This is a genomic window from Citrobacter sp. TBCS-14 (assembly GCF_005280805.1).
Classification (GTDB): Bacteria; Pseudomonadota; Gammaproteobacteria; order Enterobacterales; family Enterobacteriaceae; genus Citrobacter; species Citrobacter gillenii.
On sequence record NZ_SZWM01000476.1, the window covers coordinates 211707 to 227564 of the forward strand.

General features: G+C 52.7%; 14 protein-coding genes, 2 pseudogenes and 1 other annotated feature. Of the genes and pseudogenes, 6 read left to right on the top strand and 10 right to left on the bottom strand.

The annotated features are described in order from the left end of the window. Positions 1-228: 228 nt before the first annotated feature. Positions 229-633: a DUF2541 family protein gene (locus FDX22_RS17955; RefSeq protein WP_146717566.1), complete on the top strand. Its 405-nt coding sequence runs from the start codon at positions 229-231 to the stop codon at positions 631-633. A 171-nt stretch (positions 634-804) separates the two neighbouring features. Next, on the top strand, positions 805-1371 hold the full coding sequence (gene satP, locus FDX22_RS17960; RefSeq protein ID WP_096758375.1) for an acetate uptake transporter: 567 nt from the start codon (positions 805-807) through the stop codon (positions 1369-1371). Between the two features lie 35 nt (positions 1372-1406). On the opposite strand, the gene FDX22_RS17965 is transcribed toward satP, so the two are convergent. The 3 genes from FDX22_RS17965 to tal form a co-directional block, all read right to left on the bottom strand. After that, complete coding sequence (locus tag FDX22_RS17965) at positions 1407-2714, bottom strand: MFS transporter (protein ID WP_146717567.1); 1308 nt, start codon at positions 2712-2714, stop codon at positions 1407-1409. 124 nt (positions 2715-2838) lie between these two features. After that, positions 2839-3426: a molybdopterin adenylyltransferase gene (mog, locus tag FDX22_RS17970; protein WP_117342344.1), complete on the bottom strand. Its 588-nt coding sequence runs from the start codon at positions 3424-3426 to the stop codon at positions 2839-2841. Positions 3427-3536: 110 nt separating this feature from the next. After that, complete coding sequence (tal, locus tag FDX22_RS17975) at positions 3537-4490, bottom strand: transaldolase (RefSeq protein ID WP_096758378.1); 954 nt, start codon at positions 4488-4490, stop codon at positions 3537-3539. A gap of 274 nt (positions 4491-4764) precedes the next feature. Here tal and FDX22_RS17980 point away from each other — a divergent pair, with 274 nt between their 5' ends. Both FDX22_RS17980 and yaaA read left to right on the top strand, forming a co-directional pair. After that, a complete protein-coding gene (locus FDX22_RS17980; RefSeq protein ID WP_115259510.1) occupies positions 4765-6195 on the top strand; it encodes a sodium:alanine symporter family protein in 1431 nt (476 codons plus the stop codon). Positions 6196-6272: 77 nt separating this feature from the next. Further along, positions 6273-7046, top strand: coding sequence for a peroxide stress protein YaaA (yaaA, locus tag FDX22_RS17985; protein ID WP_115259511.1), 774 nt, complete (start codon positions 6273-6275; stop codon positions 7044-7046). Between the two features lie 102 nt (positions 7047-7148). Here yaaA and thrC read toward each other — a convergent pair whose 3' ends face one another. The 6 genes from thrC to yjjY all read right to left on the bottom strand — a co-directional run bounded on the left by thrC (position 7149) and on the right by yjjY (position 13415). Then, a complete protein-coding gene (gene thrC, locus FDX22_RS17990; RefSeq protein WP_146717568.1) occupies positions 7149-8435 on the bottom strand; it encodes a threonine synthase in 1287 nt (428 codons plus the stop codon). Further along, a complete protein-coding gene (gene thrB / locus FDX22_RS17995) occupies positions 8436-9368 on the bottom strand; it encodes a homoserine kinase (protein ID WP_096758382.1) in 933 nt (310 codons plus the stop codon). Position 9369: 1 nt separating this feature from the next. After that, complete coding sequence (gene thrA, locus FDX22_RS18000; RefSeq protein WP_146717569.1) at positions 9370-11832, bottom strand: bifunctional aspartate kinase/homoserine dehydrogenase I; 2463 nt, start codon at positions 11830-11832, stop codon at positions 9370-9372. 23 nt (positions 11833-11855) lie between these two features. Then, positions 11856-11982, bottom strand: a sequence feature (Thr leader region). After that, a complete protein-coding gene (gene thrL / locus FDX22_RS18005; protein ID WP_096759473.1) occupies positions 11912-11977 on the bottom strand; it encodes a thr operon leader peptide in 66 nt (21 codons plus the stop codon). (Overlaps the previous feature by 66 nt.) A gap of 206 nt (positions 11983-12188) precedes the next feature. Continuing rightward, positions 12189-12875, bottom strand: coding sequence for a tRNA/rRNA methyltransferase (locus FDX22_RS18010; protein WP_115259514.1), 687 nt, complete (start codon positions 12873-12875; stop codon positions 12189-12191). A gap of 399 nt (positions 12876-13274) precedes the next feature. Continuing rightward, positions 13275-13415 (bottom strand): protein YjjY, encoded by a 141-nt coding sequence (gene yjjY, locus FDX22_RS18015; RefSeq protein WP_001541509.1) that lies wholly within the window; start codon positions 13413-13415, stop codon positions 13275-13277. Between the two features lie 95 nt (positions 13416-13510). Here yjjY and FDX22_RS32655 point away from each other — a divergent pair. Together FDX22_RS32655 and arcA are read left to right on the top strand one after the other, a co-directional pair. Further along, positions 13511-13693, top strand: a pseudogene (locus FDX22_RS32655) (response regulator); the annotation flags it as partial. A 209-nt stretch (positions 13694-13902) separates the two neighbouring features. Continuing rightward, positions 13903-14436 (top strand): annotated as a pseudogene (arcA, locus tag FDX22_RS18025) (two-component system response regulator ArcA); the annotation flags it as partial. 60 nt (positions 14437-14496) lie between these two features. Here the strand turns inward: arcA and creD are convergent. Then, positions 14497-15843 (bottom strand): cell envelope integrity protein CreD, encoded by a 1347-nt coding sequence (gene creD / locus FDX22_RS18030; RefSeq protein WP_115259515.1) that lies wholly within the window; start codon positions 15841-15843, stop codon positions 14497-14499. Positions 15844-15858: the final 15 nt, after the last annotated feature.

Consider the following 15858-nt stretch of genomic DNA (forward strand, 5'->3'; position numbering starts at 1 on the left):
TGCAAATTTTTTTTAGCCCGATCGCAATAAAATGAGAGATAACGGGCAGAAAAACAGGAAAGTAAATAGTCACCACCCCAAAATAATTCATAAAACCAATATTAAAAATACCAGTCATTCACTTGAAAATTGTAATAAAAAGAAAAGATTACCTGCATGAACCGTTTTTCCAACGGCGGTATTATGGTCACTCGTCACTCACTTTTGAACCCGTCAAAGAGAAATTTCATGAAATCCCTGTTTACCCTTCCCGCCAGCCTGTTGATAGGTCTGCTGCTGAGCAGCACTGCACAGGCTAACGATCATAAAGTTCTGGGAATGATTGCCATGCCCAGAAATGCAACCAACGATCTCACGCTAAGAATCCCTGTTTGTCGTGTCGTGAAGCGTATTCAACTGACGGCAGACCGTGGTGATATCACACTAAATGGCGCTTCCGTTTATTTTAAAGCCGCGCACATGTCCAGCCAGAGCCTGAATGTTCCTTCCTCCATCAAAGAGGGGAAAACCACCAACTGGATTAACATCAATAGCGACAACGACAACAAACGCTGTGTGTCTAAAATCACCTTCTCTGGCCAGTCAGTAAACTCCTCCGACATGGCGACCTTAAAAGTCATTGGTGATGACTAACCCCCTGACTTCTCGGCCATGATATTCAGTACTGGGGAAAAAAATTCGTTTTCCCCTCATCAGATCATAGACAGCCCCCTCTCCCCTGATTATCATGCCGCGCCCCGAAGTCCGTGATCGTTTTTCGGGGAAATTATTTCACCATTCAATCAATGATGATTTTGAGGAATTATGGGCAACACTAAGTTGGCTAATCCGGCACCGCTGGGCCTGATGGGCTTCGGCATGACCACCATTTTGCTTAACCTGCATAACGCGGGTTTCTTCGCCCTTGACGGTATTATCCTGGCGATGGGACTGTTCTACGGCGGTATCGCGCAAATTTTTGCCGGTCTGCTGGAGTACAAAAAAGGCAATACCTTCGGCTTAACCGCCTTCACCTCTTACGGCTCGTTCTGGCTGACGCTGGTCGCGATCCTGTTAATGCCGAAAATGGGCCTGACAGAAGCACCGAACGTGCAGTTCCTCGGCGTGTATTTGGGTCTGTGGGGCGTGTTCACCCTGTTCATGTTCTTCGGCACACTGAAAGCAAACCGCGCGCTGCAGTTTGTCTTCCTGAGCCTGACCGTGCTGTTCGCCCTGCTGGCTGTGGGCAATATTGCAGGTAACGAAGCGATTATTCATGTTGCTGGCTGGATTGGCTTAGTGTGTGGCGCAAGCGCCATTTACCTGGCGATGGGTGAAGTGCTGAACGAACAGTTTGGCCGCACCATCCTGCCAATTGGTGAAATGCACTAATTCTGTCTGTATCCCCCCGCAAGGGGGGATAATCCTTACAGACGCTGTAATTCTCCCTCAGCGTCCGTATCACGATGATAAATATCCTGTCGTAGCCAAATCCCCAGCCCTAAACCCACCAGCGAAAGCGCCAGCACATACCAGGCCGGAGCCATCGGCGACACACTCATCAACATCGTGACCGCGATTGGTGTCAAACCACCGAAAATGGCATACGAGACGTTATAGGAAAAAGAAATACCGGTAAAACGGACTTCCGCCGGGAACGCCCGTACCATCACGTAAGGCACCGCGCCGACCACGCCAACGCACAGCCCAACCAGACCGTACAGCAGGAACAGATGCTCAGGATGACTGCCGGTCAGGTGATAGAAAAACCAGCTGGAGCAGGCCAGCAGCAGGCTACCGACAATAAAAGTTTTGCTGGCACCCACTCTGTCGACCACGAATCCCGCCAGCAAGCACCCGATGCACAGCATAATGGTGGCCACGCTGTTGGCCTGTAACGTCAGCGCAGGTGCAAAACCATACTGTTTTTGCAGCCAGACGGGCGACATCAGGATCACCACCACAATCCCAGCCGAGAGCAGCCAGGTCAGTAGCATCGACACCACCACCGCTTTTTTATGCTTGCTGACGACCGACTTCACCGGCAGTTCCTGCGCCAACGCTTTGCGCTGCTGCATCTCGAGAAAGATCGGCGTCTCCTGCAACCAGCGGCGCAGATACATTGCCACCAGCCCAAACGCACCTCCCAGCAAGAAAGGTATACGCCAGCCGTACTCATGTACCGCCTGCTGCGTCAGGCTGGTATTCACCAACGTGGCCACCACCGAGCCCAGAAGGATCCCCACCGTTAACCCGGCGGTCAGCGTTCCACAGGCAATGCCGATACGGCGCTCCGGCACGTGTTCGGCAACAAACACCCACGCCCCCGGCACTTCTCCTCCAATGGCGGCACCTTGCAGAATACGCATCAGCAACAGCAACAGCGGGGCCAGGATCCCCATCGAGGAATACGTCGGCAGCAGACCTATCGCCAGCGTCGGTATCGCCATCAGTAAAATGCTCAGAGTGAACATTTTTTTGCGCCCGACCAGATCGCCAAAATGCGCCATGATGATGCCGCCTAACGGGCGCGCCAGATAGCCCGCGGCAAAAATACCGAAGGTTTGCACCTGACGTAGCCATTCGGGAATGTCCGCAGGGAAGAACAGCTCACCCACAACGGCGGCAAAGAAGACAAAGATAATAAAATCATAAAACTCGAGCGCCCCACCGAGAGCAGCGAGCGAAAGGGTTTTATAATCCTGGCGATTCAGCGGTCGAGAATGTTGTGACATAGCAAACCATGCGTCAGTGGAGTGATTGAAGGTGTTTAGCGATACGTGTAAATCAAAAATTACTATATCGTAAACAATTCAATACTCCACCGGCATTGCGCTTTATGTCACGAAAAGGCTACTTTCAGGCATTTGTATCGCGTATCGCGCTTTTAGGCCGAAAAGATGCTACCACTTCCGGGGCGGTTTCCACATACGGCCCATCCAGCAGCTGTATACAATATGGTACACTTGCAAAAATACCCGCCACAATAACGTTACCGTCGGCGTCTTTCACCCCTTCCAGCGTTTCTTTGATCGATTTCGGCTGGCCAGGCAGGTTGAGGATCAGTGCCTGCTTGCGAATAACCCCAACCTGACGGGAGAGGATCGCCGTCGGCACAAAGTGCAGGCTAATCTGGCGCATTTGTTCACCAAAGCCGGGCATCTGCCTGTCGGCTACCGCCATCGTAGCATCTGGGGTTACATCACGACGCGCCGGGCCGGTGCCGCCGGTGGTCAGCACCAGGTGACAGCCCATCTCATCAACCAGTTCACACAATGTTTGTTCGATGATCGCCTGCTCATCCGGGATCAACCGGGTTTGCAGTTCAAAAGGCGTTGTCAGGGCGGACGCTAGCCACTCTTCAAGTGCGGGAATACCCTTATCCTGATAAACACCGCTGGAGGCACGGTCAGAAATAGAAACTAAGCCAATGCGTAAAGTATTCATGATTATTCCGTTTAAACAGTCTCGTTAAACAGAATGATACACTGCGAAGGGAAGGACAGACAGATTTCAGAAGAGGTAGCGTGACCCCCGTCAGGGCCACGCGCAAATGATTACAGCAGATCGCCGATCATTTTTTCCAGTTTGCCCTGGTCTACAGCAAACTTACGGATACCGTCCGCCAGTTTGTCTACAGCCATCGGGTCCTGGTTGTGCTGCCACAGGAACTCAGCTTCAGTGATACGTGCAGGACGCGCTTTCACTTCGCCAGAGAAGGACAGTTTACGTTCGAGCGCGCCTTCGCTTTCAGCCAGCTCTTTCAGCAGTGCCGGGGCAATAGTCAGACGATCGCAGCCCGCCAGCTCAATGATTTCGCCGATGTTACGGAAGCTCGCGCCCATCACCACGGTTTCGTAACCGTGCTGTTTGTAGTACTCATAGATTTCCGTGACGGAAACCACACCCGGATCTTCTGCCGGTGCGTACTCTTTCTTATCGGTGTTGGCTTTGTACCAGTCCAGAATACGGCCAACGAACGGAGAAATCAGGTAAACGCCTGCTTCTGCACATGCACGCGCCTGCGCGAAGGAGAACAGCAGAGTCAGGTTACAGTTGATGCCTTCTTTTTCCAGCTGCTCCGCGGCACGGATACCCTGCCAGGTAGAAGCCAGTTTGATCAGAATGCGATCGTTGCTGATGCCAGCATCGTTGTACATTTTGATCAGACGTTTCGCTTTCGCGATAGACGCTTCGGTGTCGTAGGACAGGCGCGCGTCAACTTCAGTAGAGATACGACCCGGGACCAGTTTCAGGATCTCCAGGCCGATGTTTACCGCCAGTTTGTCCGTCGCGTCGACGACCTGCTGCGCGCGGTCGTTGCTCTGCTGCTTAGCCCAGGCCACAGCGTCATCAATCAGCTTGCGGTATTCCGGGATCTGCGCTGCGTTAAGAATGAGAGAAGGGTTAGTTGTGGCATCCTGAGGCTGATACAGCTTCATTGCCGCGATGTCTCCGGTGTCGGCCACTACAGTGGTGAACTGACGAAGGGAGGTCAATTTGTCCGTCATGATAGCGTTTCTCTTTAAACAGCGTGTTAGGGGGATGTAACCGATCTTTCCTGATGATAGCACGACGCACTCTCAGCGCAACCGCCGGGAGTGCCTCACCTGCCGTTCAGCCCTGATTACGCATCTCAGAGCCTATAGTGCGCAATTAAAGAGTCGACCTGATGTTATGGTAAACTCCCGCTATCAATCTCATTACAAGGTTTATACTGTTCGATAATTGGTAGCGCTTACATCAGGATATTAGCGCGTGCCGGCATCAACAAGAGGGATGTTAATGCCTGATTTTTTCGCATTTATTAATGAAATACTGTGGGGCTCGGTGATGATCTATCTCCTGCTGGGCGCAGGATTTTGGTTCACTTACCGTACCGGTTTCGTCCAGTTCCGCTACGTTCGCCAGTTTGGCAAAAGTCTTAAAAATAGCATCAACCCACAACCTGGGGGTTTAACCTCATTTCAGGCTCTGTGTACCAGCCTCGCCGCCCGTATCGGCAGCGGAAACCTGGCAGGCGTTGCCCTGGCTATCGCGGCTGGGGGGGCGGGTGCCGTCTTCTGGATGTGGGTCTCGGCGGTGATCGGCATGGCAACTTCATTTGCCGAATGCTCACTCGCCCAACTGTATAAAGAACGCGACAGTAAAGGCCAGTTTCGCGGCGGACCCGCGTGGTATATGGCGCGCGGGCTGGGCATGCGCTGGATGGGTGTTCTGTTCGCCATCTTTTTACTCATTGCCTATGGCTTAGTTTTTAACAGCGTCCAGGCGAACTCGGTCTCGCGTGCGCTGGAGTTTGCTTTCGACATCCCGCCCCTCGTATCCGGGATCTCGCTGGCAGTGCTGTCTTTGCTCGTCATCGTCGGCGGTATTAAAGGCGTTGCCCGCCTGATGCAATGGATCGTGCCCTTAATGGCCCTGCTGTGGGTCGGCTGCAGCATCGTCATCTGCCTGTGGCATATCGGACAGATCCCTGAGGTCATCGTCACTATTGTGAAAAGCGCGTTTGGCTGGCAGGAAGCCGCCGCCGGCGCCGCCGGGTATACGCTAAGCCAGGCCATTGCCAGCGGCTTTCAACGCGGTATGTTTTCTAATGAAGCGGGCCTGGGTTCAACGCCTAACGCCGCGGCCGCGGCCGCGTCATGGCCTCCGCATCCCGCCGCACAAGGCATCGTGCAGATGATTGGCGTGCTGGGTGATACGTTGGTTATCTGTACGGCCAGCGCAATGATTATTCTACTGGCAGGCAATGGCACCACGTACGTTCCAATGGAAGGTATTCAACTGGTCCAGAAGGCCATGGTAACGCTCACGGGGGAATGGGGTGCCGGATTCGTTGCGCTGATTGTGGTTCTGTTCGCCTTCAGCTCTATTGTCGCTAACTACATTTATGCAGAAAATAATCTGATCTTTCTGAAACTGGACACCATTCGCATCATCTGGATTTTGCGTATTACCACCGTCTGCACCGTGATCGGCGGAACACTACTCCACTTTCCGCTGGTGTGGCAGCTCGCCGACATTATTATGGCCTGCATGGCCATCACGAATCTGACGGCGATTTTGCTGCTTTCCCCGGTTGTTCATACTCTTGCCAGCGACTACCTGCGCCAGCGAAAACTCGGCGTGCGACCGGAATTTGATCCGCAGCGTTATCCTGATATCAGACAACAGCTTGCACCTGATACCTGGGATGAGCCGCCGCGCAGCTAGCGCGGCAATCGCAACCATCGATCAATTCTGTCGTTTTTTTTGCTACAGTCGCAGTAAATCTCCCGCAAGGACTGGATATGCTGATTCTGATTTCACCTGCAAAAACGCTCGACTACCAAAGTCCACTGGCCACCACGCGCCATACGCTGCCCGAGCTGCTGGACCATTCCCAGCAGCTTATCCACGAAGCGCGTCAGCTGTCTGCACCGCAAATAGGTAAGCTGATGGGGATAAGCGACAAGCTGGCGGACCTGAACGCCACCCGTTTCCACGACTGGCAGCCTGACTTCACGCCCGATAATGCGCGTCAGGCCATCCTGGCGTTTAAAGGCGACGTCTACACTGGGCTGCAGGCAGACACCTTCAGCGAGGCCGATTTTGATTTCGCCCAACGGCATTTACGCATGTTGTCCGGGTTGTACGGCGTGCTGCGCCCGCTGGATCTGATGCAGCCTTACCGCCTCGAGATGGGCATTCGCCTTGCCAACACCAAAGGCAAAGATCTCTACCAGTTCTGGGGGGACATCATCACTGACAAGCTGAACGAAGCGCTGGAAGCACAAGGCGACAACGTGGTGATTAACCTCGCCTCGGATGAGTATTTTAAGTCCGTGAAACCGAAAAAACTGAACGCGGAGCTGATCAAACCGGTCTTCCTCGACGAGAAAAATGGCAAATTCAAAGTGATCAGTTTCTATGCTAAAAAAGCGCGCGGTCTGATGAGCCGCTATATCATTGAAAACCGCTTAACCCAGCCAGAACAGCTGACCGCCTTTAACAGCGAGGGCTATTTCTTTGATGAAGAAGCTTCCGGTAAAGGCGAGTTGGTGTTTAAACGTCACGAGCACTAGTGTACATGCCGGATGGCGGCTAACGCCTTATCCGGCCTACGACACAAAACGAACGCCCGTAGGCCGGATAAGACGTGCTAGCGTCACCATCCGGCACAACAATTACCCGCGGGTCATCATCAGTTGACGCAGCGCGGCAAAATCAGCCGGTAGATGATGCGACAGCAGCGGCAAGTCCGCACGCTCCGCCAGCTCTTTTGGTAGATCCAGCGTCACATCAAGGATCTGTTCAACGCTTTCTTTAAACTTCGCCGGGTGCGCGGTCCCAAGGAACAGGCCATATTCGCCTGGGTTCAGTTGATCACGCAGCGCGCGGTACGCCACCGCCGCGTGCGGCTCTGAGATGTAGCCAATCGCCTGCAGCTCACGCATCGTTTCCTCAGTGGTCGCATCGTCAACGGCCGCATAGCCCAGTTCGTTCAGACGCCAGATTTTACGACGGAACAGCTCTTCCACGCGCGGCCAGTTGTTCGGCTGGCTGACATCCATGGCATTCGATAAGGTCGCCTGGGTGGCTTTCGGCGCCCACTCGCCTTCTTCAAGGAAACGCGGAACCGTATCGTTGACATTGGTTGCCGCGATAAAACGCTTCACCGGCAAACCGAGTGATTTTGCCAGCAGTCCAGCGGTCAGATCGCCAAAGTTGCCGCTCGGTACAGAAACCACCAGCTGATTGCGCGCCTCCTGCGGCAGTTGCGCCACGGCCTCAAAGTAGTAGCAGATTTGCGCCAGCAACCGGCTGATGTTGATCGAGTTAGCCGAATTTAATCCCAGCGCCACCTTCAGTTCTTCGTCATCAAACGCCTGTTTCACCAGCGCCTGGCAGGCATCAAAATCACCGTCAATGGCGACAGTTTCAATGTTTCCACCCAGCGTACAGAACAGTTTTTCCTGTAACGGGCTGATCTTACCGTTAGGATAGAGGATCACCACGCGCACATTTTTCAGGCCATAAAAGGCATGCGCGACCGCCGCCCCGGTATCGCCGGACGTGGCCGTCAGGATGGTTACCGGCTTGTCGCCGCTGATGTGCGTCAGCATCTGCGCCATAAAGCGCCCGCCAAAGTCTTTAAAGGCCAGCGTCGGGCCGTGGAACAGCTCCAGACAACCGACATCCCCCGTCACCTGAGCAACCGGCGCAGGGAATGCAAACGCCGCGCGCACGCGATCTGCGAGGACGTCATTCGCTATTTCATCACCAATAAAGGCGGACAGGATCTTTGCGCTACGGCTGACAAAATCCAACTTCAGCATTTCATCGATTTCGGTCAGGCTAAATTCCGGCAGATCGTGCGGAAAAAATAACCCCTGTTTTCTACCCAACCCTTGGGTGACGGCCTGCGCGAAACTGACCTGCTCGTTATGATCTTTTAGATTGTAGAGTTTCATTTATTTTCCCAGTACCCGTGCGCCCGCCGTGTCCAGCCGGCAAATATGAACAAAGCCTTCCTGATTTTGCAGGTAATTTTTACCCAGCCAGTCTGCAACCCGCTGCGCCGTCTCCGGTTTATCGCACAGGGCAAACAGCGTCGGTCCAGAACCGGAAATACCACTGGCCACCGCGCCGATTTCCGCCACTGCCTGACGCGCCTGGCTGAAGCCGGGCAGCAAGCGGGTGCGATATGGCTCGGCAATCACATCTTTCATCAGCTTTGCCGCTAACCCTGGCTGACGGGAATAGCAAGCATGAATGAAGCCCGCCAGATGTCGCCCGTGGGCGATACAGTCCTGGCGACGGTATTGCGCCGGTAAAATCGCCCGCGCTTCAGCCGTTGAAACCTTAATTCCCGGATAGGCCAGCACCCACAACCACTCATCAAAGCCTGGCACCTGTTGGCTGATAATGCCGTTTTCCTCAATCATCAACTGCATACCGCCCAAAAAGCAAGGCGCCACATTATCGTAGTGAACACTGCCGGAGATACGCCCTTCCAGCTCACCCATGATCGCCAGCAGGCGGGTGTCGTTGAGCGGTTTACCGCAGTGCTCATTCATTGCCACCAGCGCGGCCACAACAGAACAGGCGCTGGAGCCTAAGCCGGAGCCAATCGGCATATTTTTTTCCAGCGTCATCGTCACCGGAACGGCTTTCCCCAGCTCCTGACAAAATCGCTCCCAGCACTGGTAGACGATATTTTCCCGCGGCTCTGACGGCAGTTTGCTCGCAAAGCGCCCCAGGTTGTTGAGGCTAAAGCTGTCAGCGGCTTCCACAGAGACAACATCACCTAACAAAGAACCATCAACGGGCGTAACCGCCGCCCCGAGCACATCAAACCCGACGCTCATATTGGCACTGGAAGCCGGGGCATAAACTCTCACCATGTTAAACTCCTAACTTCCATGAAAGGGTGCGTAGCAGATCGGCAAAGACGCCCGCCGCCGTGACATCATTACCTGCACCGTAACCACGCAGTACCAGCGGTAATGGCTGGTAGTAGTGACTGTAGAACGCCAGCGCGTTTTCGCCATTTTTCACTTTATACAGCGGATCGTTGCCATCCACTTCGGCGATTTTCACCCGACATACACCGTCTTCTTCGATATTGCCAACATAGCGCATGACTTTCCCTTCATCACGGGCTTTCGCCACGCGCGCGGCAAACGCATCATCGAGCTGCGACAGCTTAGCCATAAACGCAGAGACATCGCCAGAATCATCAAAATCTTGCGGTAACACCGGCTCAATAACGATATCGCTAAGCTCCAGCTCGCGACCGGTTTCGCGGGCGAGGATCAGCAGTTTGCGCGCCACATCCGTCCCGGAAAGGTCATCGCGTGGATCGGGCTCGGTATAGCCCATTTCGCGTGCAAGCGTGGTGGCTTGCGAGAAGCTCATGCCTTCATCCAGCTTGCCAAAAATAAACGACAGCGAACCGGACAGAATCCCCGAGAAGCGTTGCAGTTCATCACCTGCACTGAGCAGGTTTTGCAGGTTTTCGATAACCGGTAATCCCGCGCCAACGTTGGTGTCATAGAGGAATTTACGTCGGGACTTCGCGGCGGCAAAACGTAGCTGATGGTAGTAATCCATCGACGAGGTATTCGCCTTTTTATTCGGCGTCACGACGTGGAAGCCTTCGCGCAGGAAGTCCGCATACTGATCTGCCACGGCCTGACTTGACGTACAGTCCACTATCACCGGGTTAAGCAGATGGTATTCTTTCACCAGGCGAATTAAGCGACCGAGGTTGAAAGGTTCCTTGGCTTCCGCCAGCTCCGCCTGCCAGTTTTCCAGATTCAGACCGTGAACATGGGTCAGCAGGGCCTTCGAATTCGCCACCCCGCAAACGCGTAAATCAATATGCTTGCTCTTCAGCCAGGTTTGTTGCCGCTTAAGCTGTTCAAGCAGCGCAGACCCGACGCCACCGACGCCTATGACAAAGACTTCGATCACCTGATCGGTATTGAACAGCATCTGATGCGTCACGCGCACGCCGGTGGTGGCATCATCATTGTTCACCACCACCGAAATAGAGCGCTCAGACGAGCCCTGGGCGATAGCCACGATATTGATGTTGGCACGCGCCAGCGCGGCAAAGAATTTCGCGGAGATACCGCGCAGTGTACGCATACCGTCGCCAACTACTGAGATGATCGCCAGGCGCTCAGTGACCGCCAGCGGCTCCAGCAGTCCTTCTTTCAACTCTAGGTAGAATTCATCCTGCATCGCACGCTGTGCACGCGCACAGTCGCCCTGCGGGACGCAGAAGCTGATGCTGTATTCAGAAGACGACTGGGTGATCAGTACCACCGAAATCCCTGCGCGAGACATCGCGGCAAACACGCGGGCCGCCATGCCGACCATCCCTTTCATTCCAGGACCCGACACGCTGAACATCGCCATATTGTTGAGATTCGAAATGCCTTTTACCGGCAGATCATCTTCATCGCGGCTGGCGCCAATCAGCGTACCCGGCGCTTGCGGGTTACCGGTATTTTTAATCAGGCAAGGGATCTGGAACTGGGCAATCGGGGTAATGGTGCGCGGGTGAAGCACTTTGGCGCCGAAATAAGACAGCTCCATCGCTTCCTGATAAGACATTGACTTCAGCAGTCTGGCATCGGGGACCTGACGCGGGTCGCAGGTATACACGCCGTCAACGTCCGTCCAGATCTCACAGCAGTCTGCACGCAAACAGGCAGCCAGCACGGCGGCGGAGTAATCAGAGCCGTTACGTCCCAGCACCACCAGCTCACCTTTTTCATTCCCGGCGGTAAAGCCTGCCATCAACACCATATGGTCTGCCGGAATACGGCTGGCGGCAATTCGACGCGTAGACTCGGTAATATCAACGGTCGATTCGAGGTAATGACCCACCGCTAACAGTTTCTCAACCGGATCAATAACCGTCACTTTGTGGCCACGTGCTTCCAGCAGCCCGGCCATAATTGCGATCGACATTCTTTCACCACGGCAGATAAGCGCGGCGTTGATGCTGTCCGGGCACTGTCCCAGCAGGCTGATGCCGTGCAGGACATGCTTAATTTGGGCAAATTCTTGTTCAACAAAGGCTTTGAGTTGCGCCAGCGGGAAAGCGGGCTGAACCGCGGCAAGACCGACCAAAAGCTCAGAGAAAATACGTTCGGCGTCGCTGATATTGGCTAAAGCATCCTGGCCACCGATGGTCTTCTCAATCATCGCCACCAGATGGTTAGTGATTTTTGCCGGGGCAGAGAGGACGGTCGCAACCTGCCCCTGCCTGGCATTGCTTTCCAGAATATCGGCAACCCGCAGAAAGCGCTCTGCATTTGCCACTGATGTACCGCCAAACTTCAACACTCGCATGGTTTACCTCGTTGCCTCTGGTCGAAAAAAAAGCCCGCACTGTTTAGGTGCGGGCTTTTTTCTGTGTTTCCTGTACGCGTCAGCCCGCACCGTTACCTGTGGTAATGGTGATGGTTGTAGTAATGGTGGTGCCGATGCGTTTCATGATGTTGTGTGCTCTGTAATTATTATCTGTCTGTGCTCTATTCTTTTAGGGTTAAAGTATCTCGTGACCTAAGTCAATAAATTTCTAAATTGATCACGTTCCGAAACTTGTTCACGAGTCACTGCTTACCGTTTTACTTTCAACCAATACGGCGCGTCAGGCACGCTTGAAGTAAGAATAAAAAACCCACAAAGAATAGATTGGCAATATTTTATTTTGTGATATTTTTTTCAATATCATGTAAAAAACGGTGCAACATTGCCGTGTCTCGCTGTCCTAACAGGCCCATTCGTTGTTGCAACCAGTCCGTGAGTTTGATGTCATCGGCAACATCCAGCGTGGTCAATAAACGTAAAACACGCGTCCGTAATGCCTGGAGCTGAAGCTCATCCGTCACCTCAGCGGTTTTAGCGGGCTGTTGTATTAAACCGGCTAATTGATAGCAATACACCATCACCGCCTGCCCCAAATTCAGTGAAGGATAGTCAGCCACCATCGGTACGCCGGTCAACACGTCTGCCAGCGCCAGTTCTTCATTCGTCAGGCCAGAATCCTCACGGCCAAAAACCAGCGCAGCGTGATCCATCCACGCCGATTTTTCCTCCAGCAACGGAACCAATTCGACCGGAGTAGCGTAATAATGAAACTTTGCGCGACTGCGCGCCGTGGTAGCAACGGTAAAATCCACGTCGTGCAGCGCCTCGGCTAACGTTGTAAAAACGTTAATATTATCAATAATGTCACCCGAACCGTGGGCCACCCAGCGCGTGGCCGGTTCCAGGTGTGCCTGACTGTCAACGATCCGCAACTCGGTGAATCCCATGGTTTTCATCGCACGGGCTGCCGCACCAATATTTTCCGCTCTGGCAGGGGCCACCAGAATAATTGTTAAACGCATTTTGCTACTCTTTTTGGTCAGTTTGCCGATAATAATGTGATGCACATCAACATATTACGCAGCGCGAATTTACATATTTTTAACAGAGATCACTGAAAAAGCATTTTACATTAAGTAAAAAATGCTAAACTGTTTCGTACCTGTACTATTGCTTTTTATGTTAACAGAAGTTGCATATCCTTCTGTTTATTCATGATAATTTAATTTAAAATGGATCTCATTCGTAGGATTCATTACATTTATTAGTTAGCACGTGCAACTAGTTGTATTATTGCAATTTTGTGATGAAAGCTAACATTTGGATACGATGATTTCATCAAACTGTTAACGTGCTACAATTGAACTTGATATATGTCAACGAAGCGTAGTTTTATTGGGTGTCCGGTACGTCTTAGCCTGTTATGTTGCTGTTAAAATGGTTAGGATGACAGCCGTTTTTGACACTGTCGGGTCCAGAGGGAAAGTGCCCACGACCAAGCTAATGATGTTGTTGACGTTGATGGAAAGTGCATCAAGAACGCAATTACGTACTTTAGTCATGTTACGCCGATCATGTTAATTTACGACATGCATCAGGCAGGTCAGGGACTTTTGTACTTCCTGTTTCGATTTAGTTGGCAATTTAGGTAGCAAACATGCAGACCCCGCACATTCTTATCGTTGAAGACGAGTTAGTAACACGTAACACGTTGAAAAGCATTTTCGAAGCGGAAGGCTATGATGTATTCGAGGCGACAGATGGCGCGGAAATGCATCAGATCCTCTCTGAATATGACATCAACCTTGTGATTATGGATATCAATCTGCCAGGTAAAAACGGTCTTCNTGGTCTTCTGTTAGCGCGTGAACTTCGCGAACAAGCTAACGTTGCACTGATGTTCCTGACGGGCCGTGATAACGAAGTCGATAAAATTCTCGGCCTCGAAATCGGCGCTGACGATTACATCACCAAGCCGTTTAACCCACGCGAACTGACTATCCGTGCTCGTAACCTGCTGTCCCGCACCATGAATCTGGGCACAGTGNCGGTCTTCTGTTAGCGCGCGAACTCCGCGAACAAGCTAACGTTGCGCTGATGTTCCTGACGGGCCGCGATAACGAAGTCGATAAAATTCTCGGCCTCGAAATCGGCGCGGATGATTACATCACCAAACCGTTTAACCCGCGTGAACTGACTATCCGTGCTCGTAACTTGCTGTCCCGTACCATGAACCTGGGCACGGTCAGCGAAGAACGTCGTAGCGTCGAAAGCTACAAGTTCAATGGTTGGGAACTGGACATCAACAGCCGTTCTCTGATCGGTCCTGACGGCGAGCAGTATAAACTGCCACGCAGCGAATTCCGTGCCATGCTTCACTTCTGTGAGAATCCGGGCAAGATCCAGTCTCGCGCAGAACTGCTGAAAAAAATGACCGGTCGCGAACTGAAGCCGCATGACCGTACCGTTGACGTGACTATCCGTCGTATTCGTAAGCATTTCGAATCTACGCCGGATACGCCAGAAATCATCGCCACCATTCACGGTGAAGGCTATCGTTTCTGCGGCGACCTGCAGGATTAATCTCATCCTTGCGGGAACAAAAACGGCGCGTAAAGCGCCGTTTTTCATTTTATCTCCACCCTACTTCCACAAACGAAATTCATCGTTTTCCACGGGTTGCGTCTCTTTTGCTTTGGGCCGAGCCAGTGCGTGCCAGTCAAGATGACGCGTCAGGAACATAATCCCGCACAGTGCCAATAACAGCACGCCGGTTCCCAGTAGCAAAGAACTGTCCTGCGAACGCAGTAACACCCACATCACCCCGTCCAGTGCCAACAGCGCCAGGGTGAACAGAATACTGTTACGCCACCCTTGTAATACCGCCTGTAAATACACGCCGTTCATCAGGGCACCAATCAGGCTGGCAATAATCCACGCCGCGGTAAAACCAATATGTTCTGACAGTGCCAGCAACAGCAGATAAAACATCACCAGCGATAACCCTACCAACAGATACTGCATGGGGTGCAGGCGCAGACTGGTCATACTCTCAAGCACAAAGAAAGACATAAAAGTCAGTACGATCAGTAAGATGGCATACTTCGTTGCTCTGTCGGTCAGCTGATATTGATCGGCCGGTGTAGCTACCGCCACGCTAAACGCTGGCATTCCCTGCCAGCCAATTTTTTCCCCATCAAAACGATCACCGAGGTTATTGGCAAACCAGCTGCTTTGCCATTGGGCCGTAAACCCTGATGCACTAACTTCACGCTTCGTGGGCAAAAAATCCCCCAGAAAATTGGGATGCGGCCAGTTACTGGTTAGGGTCATTTCGCTGTTACGTCCAATGGGGACAACGGAAAAATCCCCGGTACCGTTCAGATTAAGCGACAGCGCCAGACTAAGGTTTTGCTTCGTCCATTCCGCATCCGGCAGCGGAATGTGGATCCCCTGCGCACGCCCATCAAGCCCCGTTCCCGGCTCAACGGCCAGCGACGTCCCGTTAATCTGCGGCACTTTCACCACGCCAATCCCGCGTGCGTCGCCGACGCCAACCACAATAAACGGTTTCCCTAACGTTATATTAGGGTGATGCAATTCACTCAGCCGTTCCGCATTGAACTCCGCGTTCAACGACACATCGTTATGCCAGACCTGGCCCTCATAAATGCCGACTTTACGTCCTTCAACATTTTGATTGCCCTCAACCATCAACGACTCCGGCAGCCAGAAATGGATATAGCTGCGCTTTTGCGAGACTTCTTTACCGTCTTCCAGCGAGGTATAAAGTTCGGTCACGGGGATAGCAATTAGCGGCCCAACTAACTTCTGCGGCCCACTGGTACTCTGCCGGATAGCATCTTCGACCTCATTACGGTAATCCGATCGCTCAACGATTATCTGCCTGACCATCGTCAGAGGAATTAACAGCAACAGCATGGCGCCACCTAAGGTGACGATTTTCCAGAACAGGGGGGATTTCAACATAGCGTTCTCCTTTGC

What these genes read in the sequence shown, in the direction of transcription:
- FDX22_RS17955 (WP_146717566.1), top strand. Translation starts at nt 229, where the DNA reads ATGAAATCCCTGTTTACCCTTCCCGCCAGCCTGTTGATAGGTCTGCTG.
- satP (WP_096758375.1), top strand. Translation starts at nt 805, where the DNA reads ATGGGCAACACTAAGTTGGCTAATCCGGCACCGCTGGGCCTGATGGGC.
- FDX22_RS17965 (WP_146717567.1), bottom strand. Translation starts at nt 2,714, where the DNA reads ATGTCACAACATTCTCGACCGCTGAATCGCCAGGATTATAAAACCCTT.
- mog (WP_117342344.1), bottom strand. Translation starts at nt 3,426, where the DNA reads ATGAATACTTTACGCATTGGCTTAGTTTCTATTTCTGACCGTGCCTCC.
- tal (WP_096758378.1), bottom strand. Translation starts at nt 4,490, where the DNA reads ATGACGGACAAATTGACCTCCCTTCGTCAGTTCACCACTGTAGTGGCC.
- FDX22_RS17980 (WP_115259510.1), top strand. Translation starts at nt 4,765, where the DNA reads ATGCCTGATTTTTTCGCATTTATTAATGAAATACTGTGGGGCTCGGTG.
- yaaA (WP_115259511.1), top strand. Translation starts at nt 6,273, where the DNA reads ATGCTGATTCTGATTTCACCTGCAAAAACGCTCGACTACCAAAGTCCA.
- thrC (WP_146717568.1), bottom strand. Translation starts at nt 8,435, where the DNA reads ATGAAACTCTACAATCTAAAAGATCATAACGAGCAGGTCAGTTTCGCG.
- thrB (WP_096758382.1), bottom strand. Translation starts at nt 9,368, where the DNA reads ATGGTGAGAGTTTATGCCCCGGCTTCCAGTGCCAATATGAGCGTCGGG.
- thrA (WP_146717569.1), bottom strand. Translation starts at nt 11,832, where the DNA reads ATGCGAGTGTTGAAGTTTGGCGGTACATCAGTGGCAAATGCAGAGCGC.
- FDX22_RS18010 (WP_115259514.1), bottom strand. Translation starts at nt 12,875, where the DNA reads ATGCGTTTAACAATTATTCTGGTGGCCCCTGCCAGAGCGGAAAATATT.
- yjjY (WP_001541509.1), bottom strand. Translation starts at nt 13,415, where the DNA reads ATGACTAAAGTACGTAATTGCGTTCTTGATGCACTTTCCATCAACGTC.
- creD (WP_115259515.1), bottom strand. Translation starts at nt 15,843, where the DNA reads ATGTTGAAATCCCCCCTGTTCTGGAAAATCGTCACCTTAGGTGGCGCC.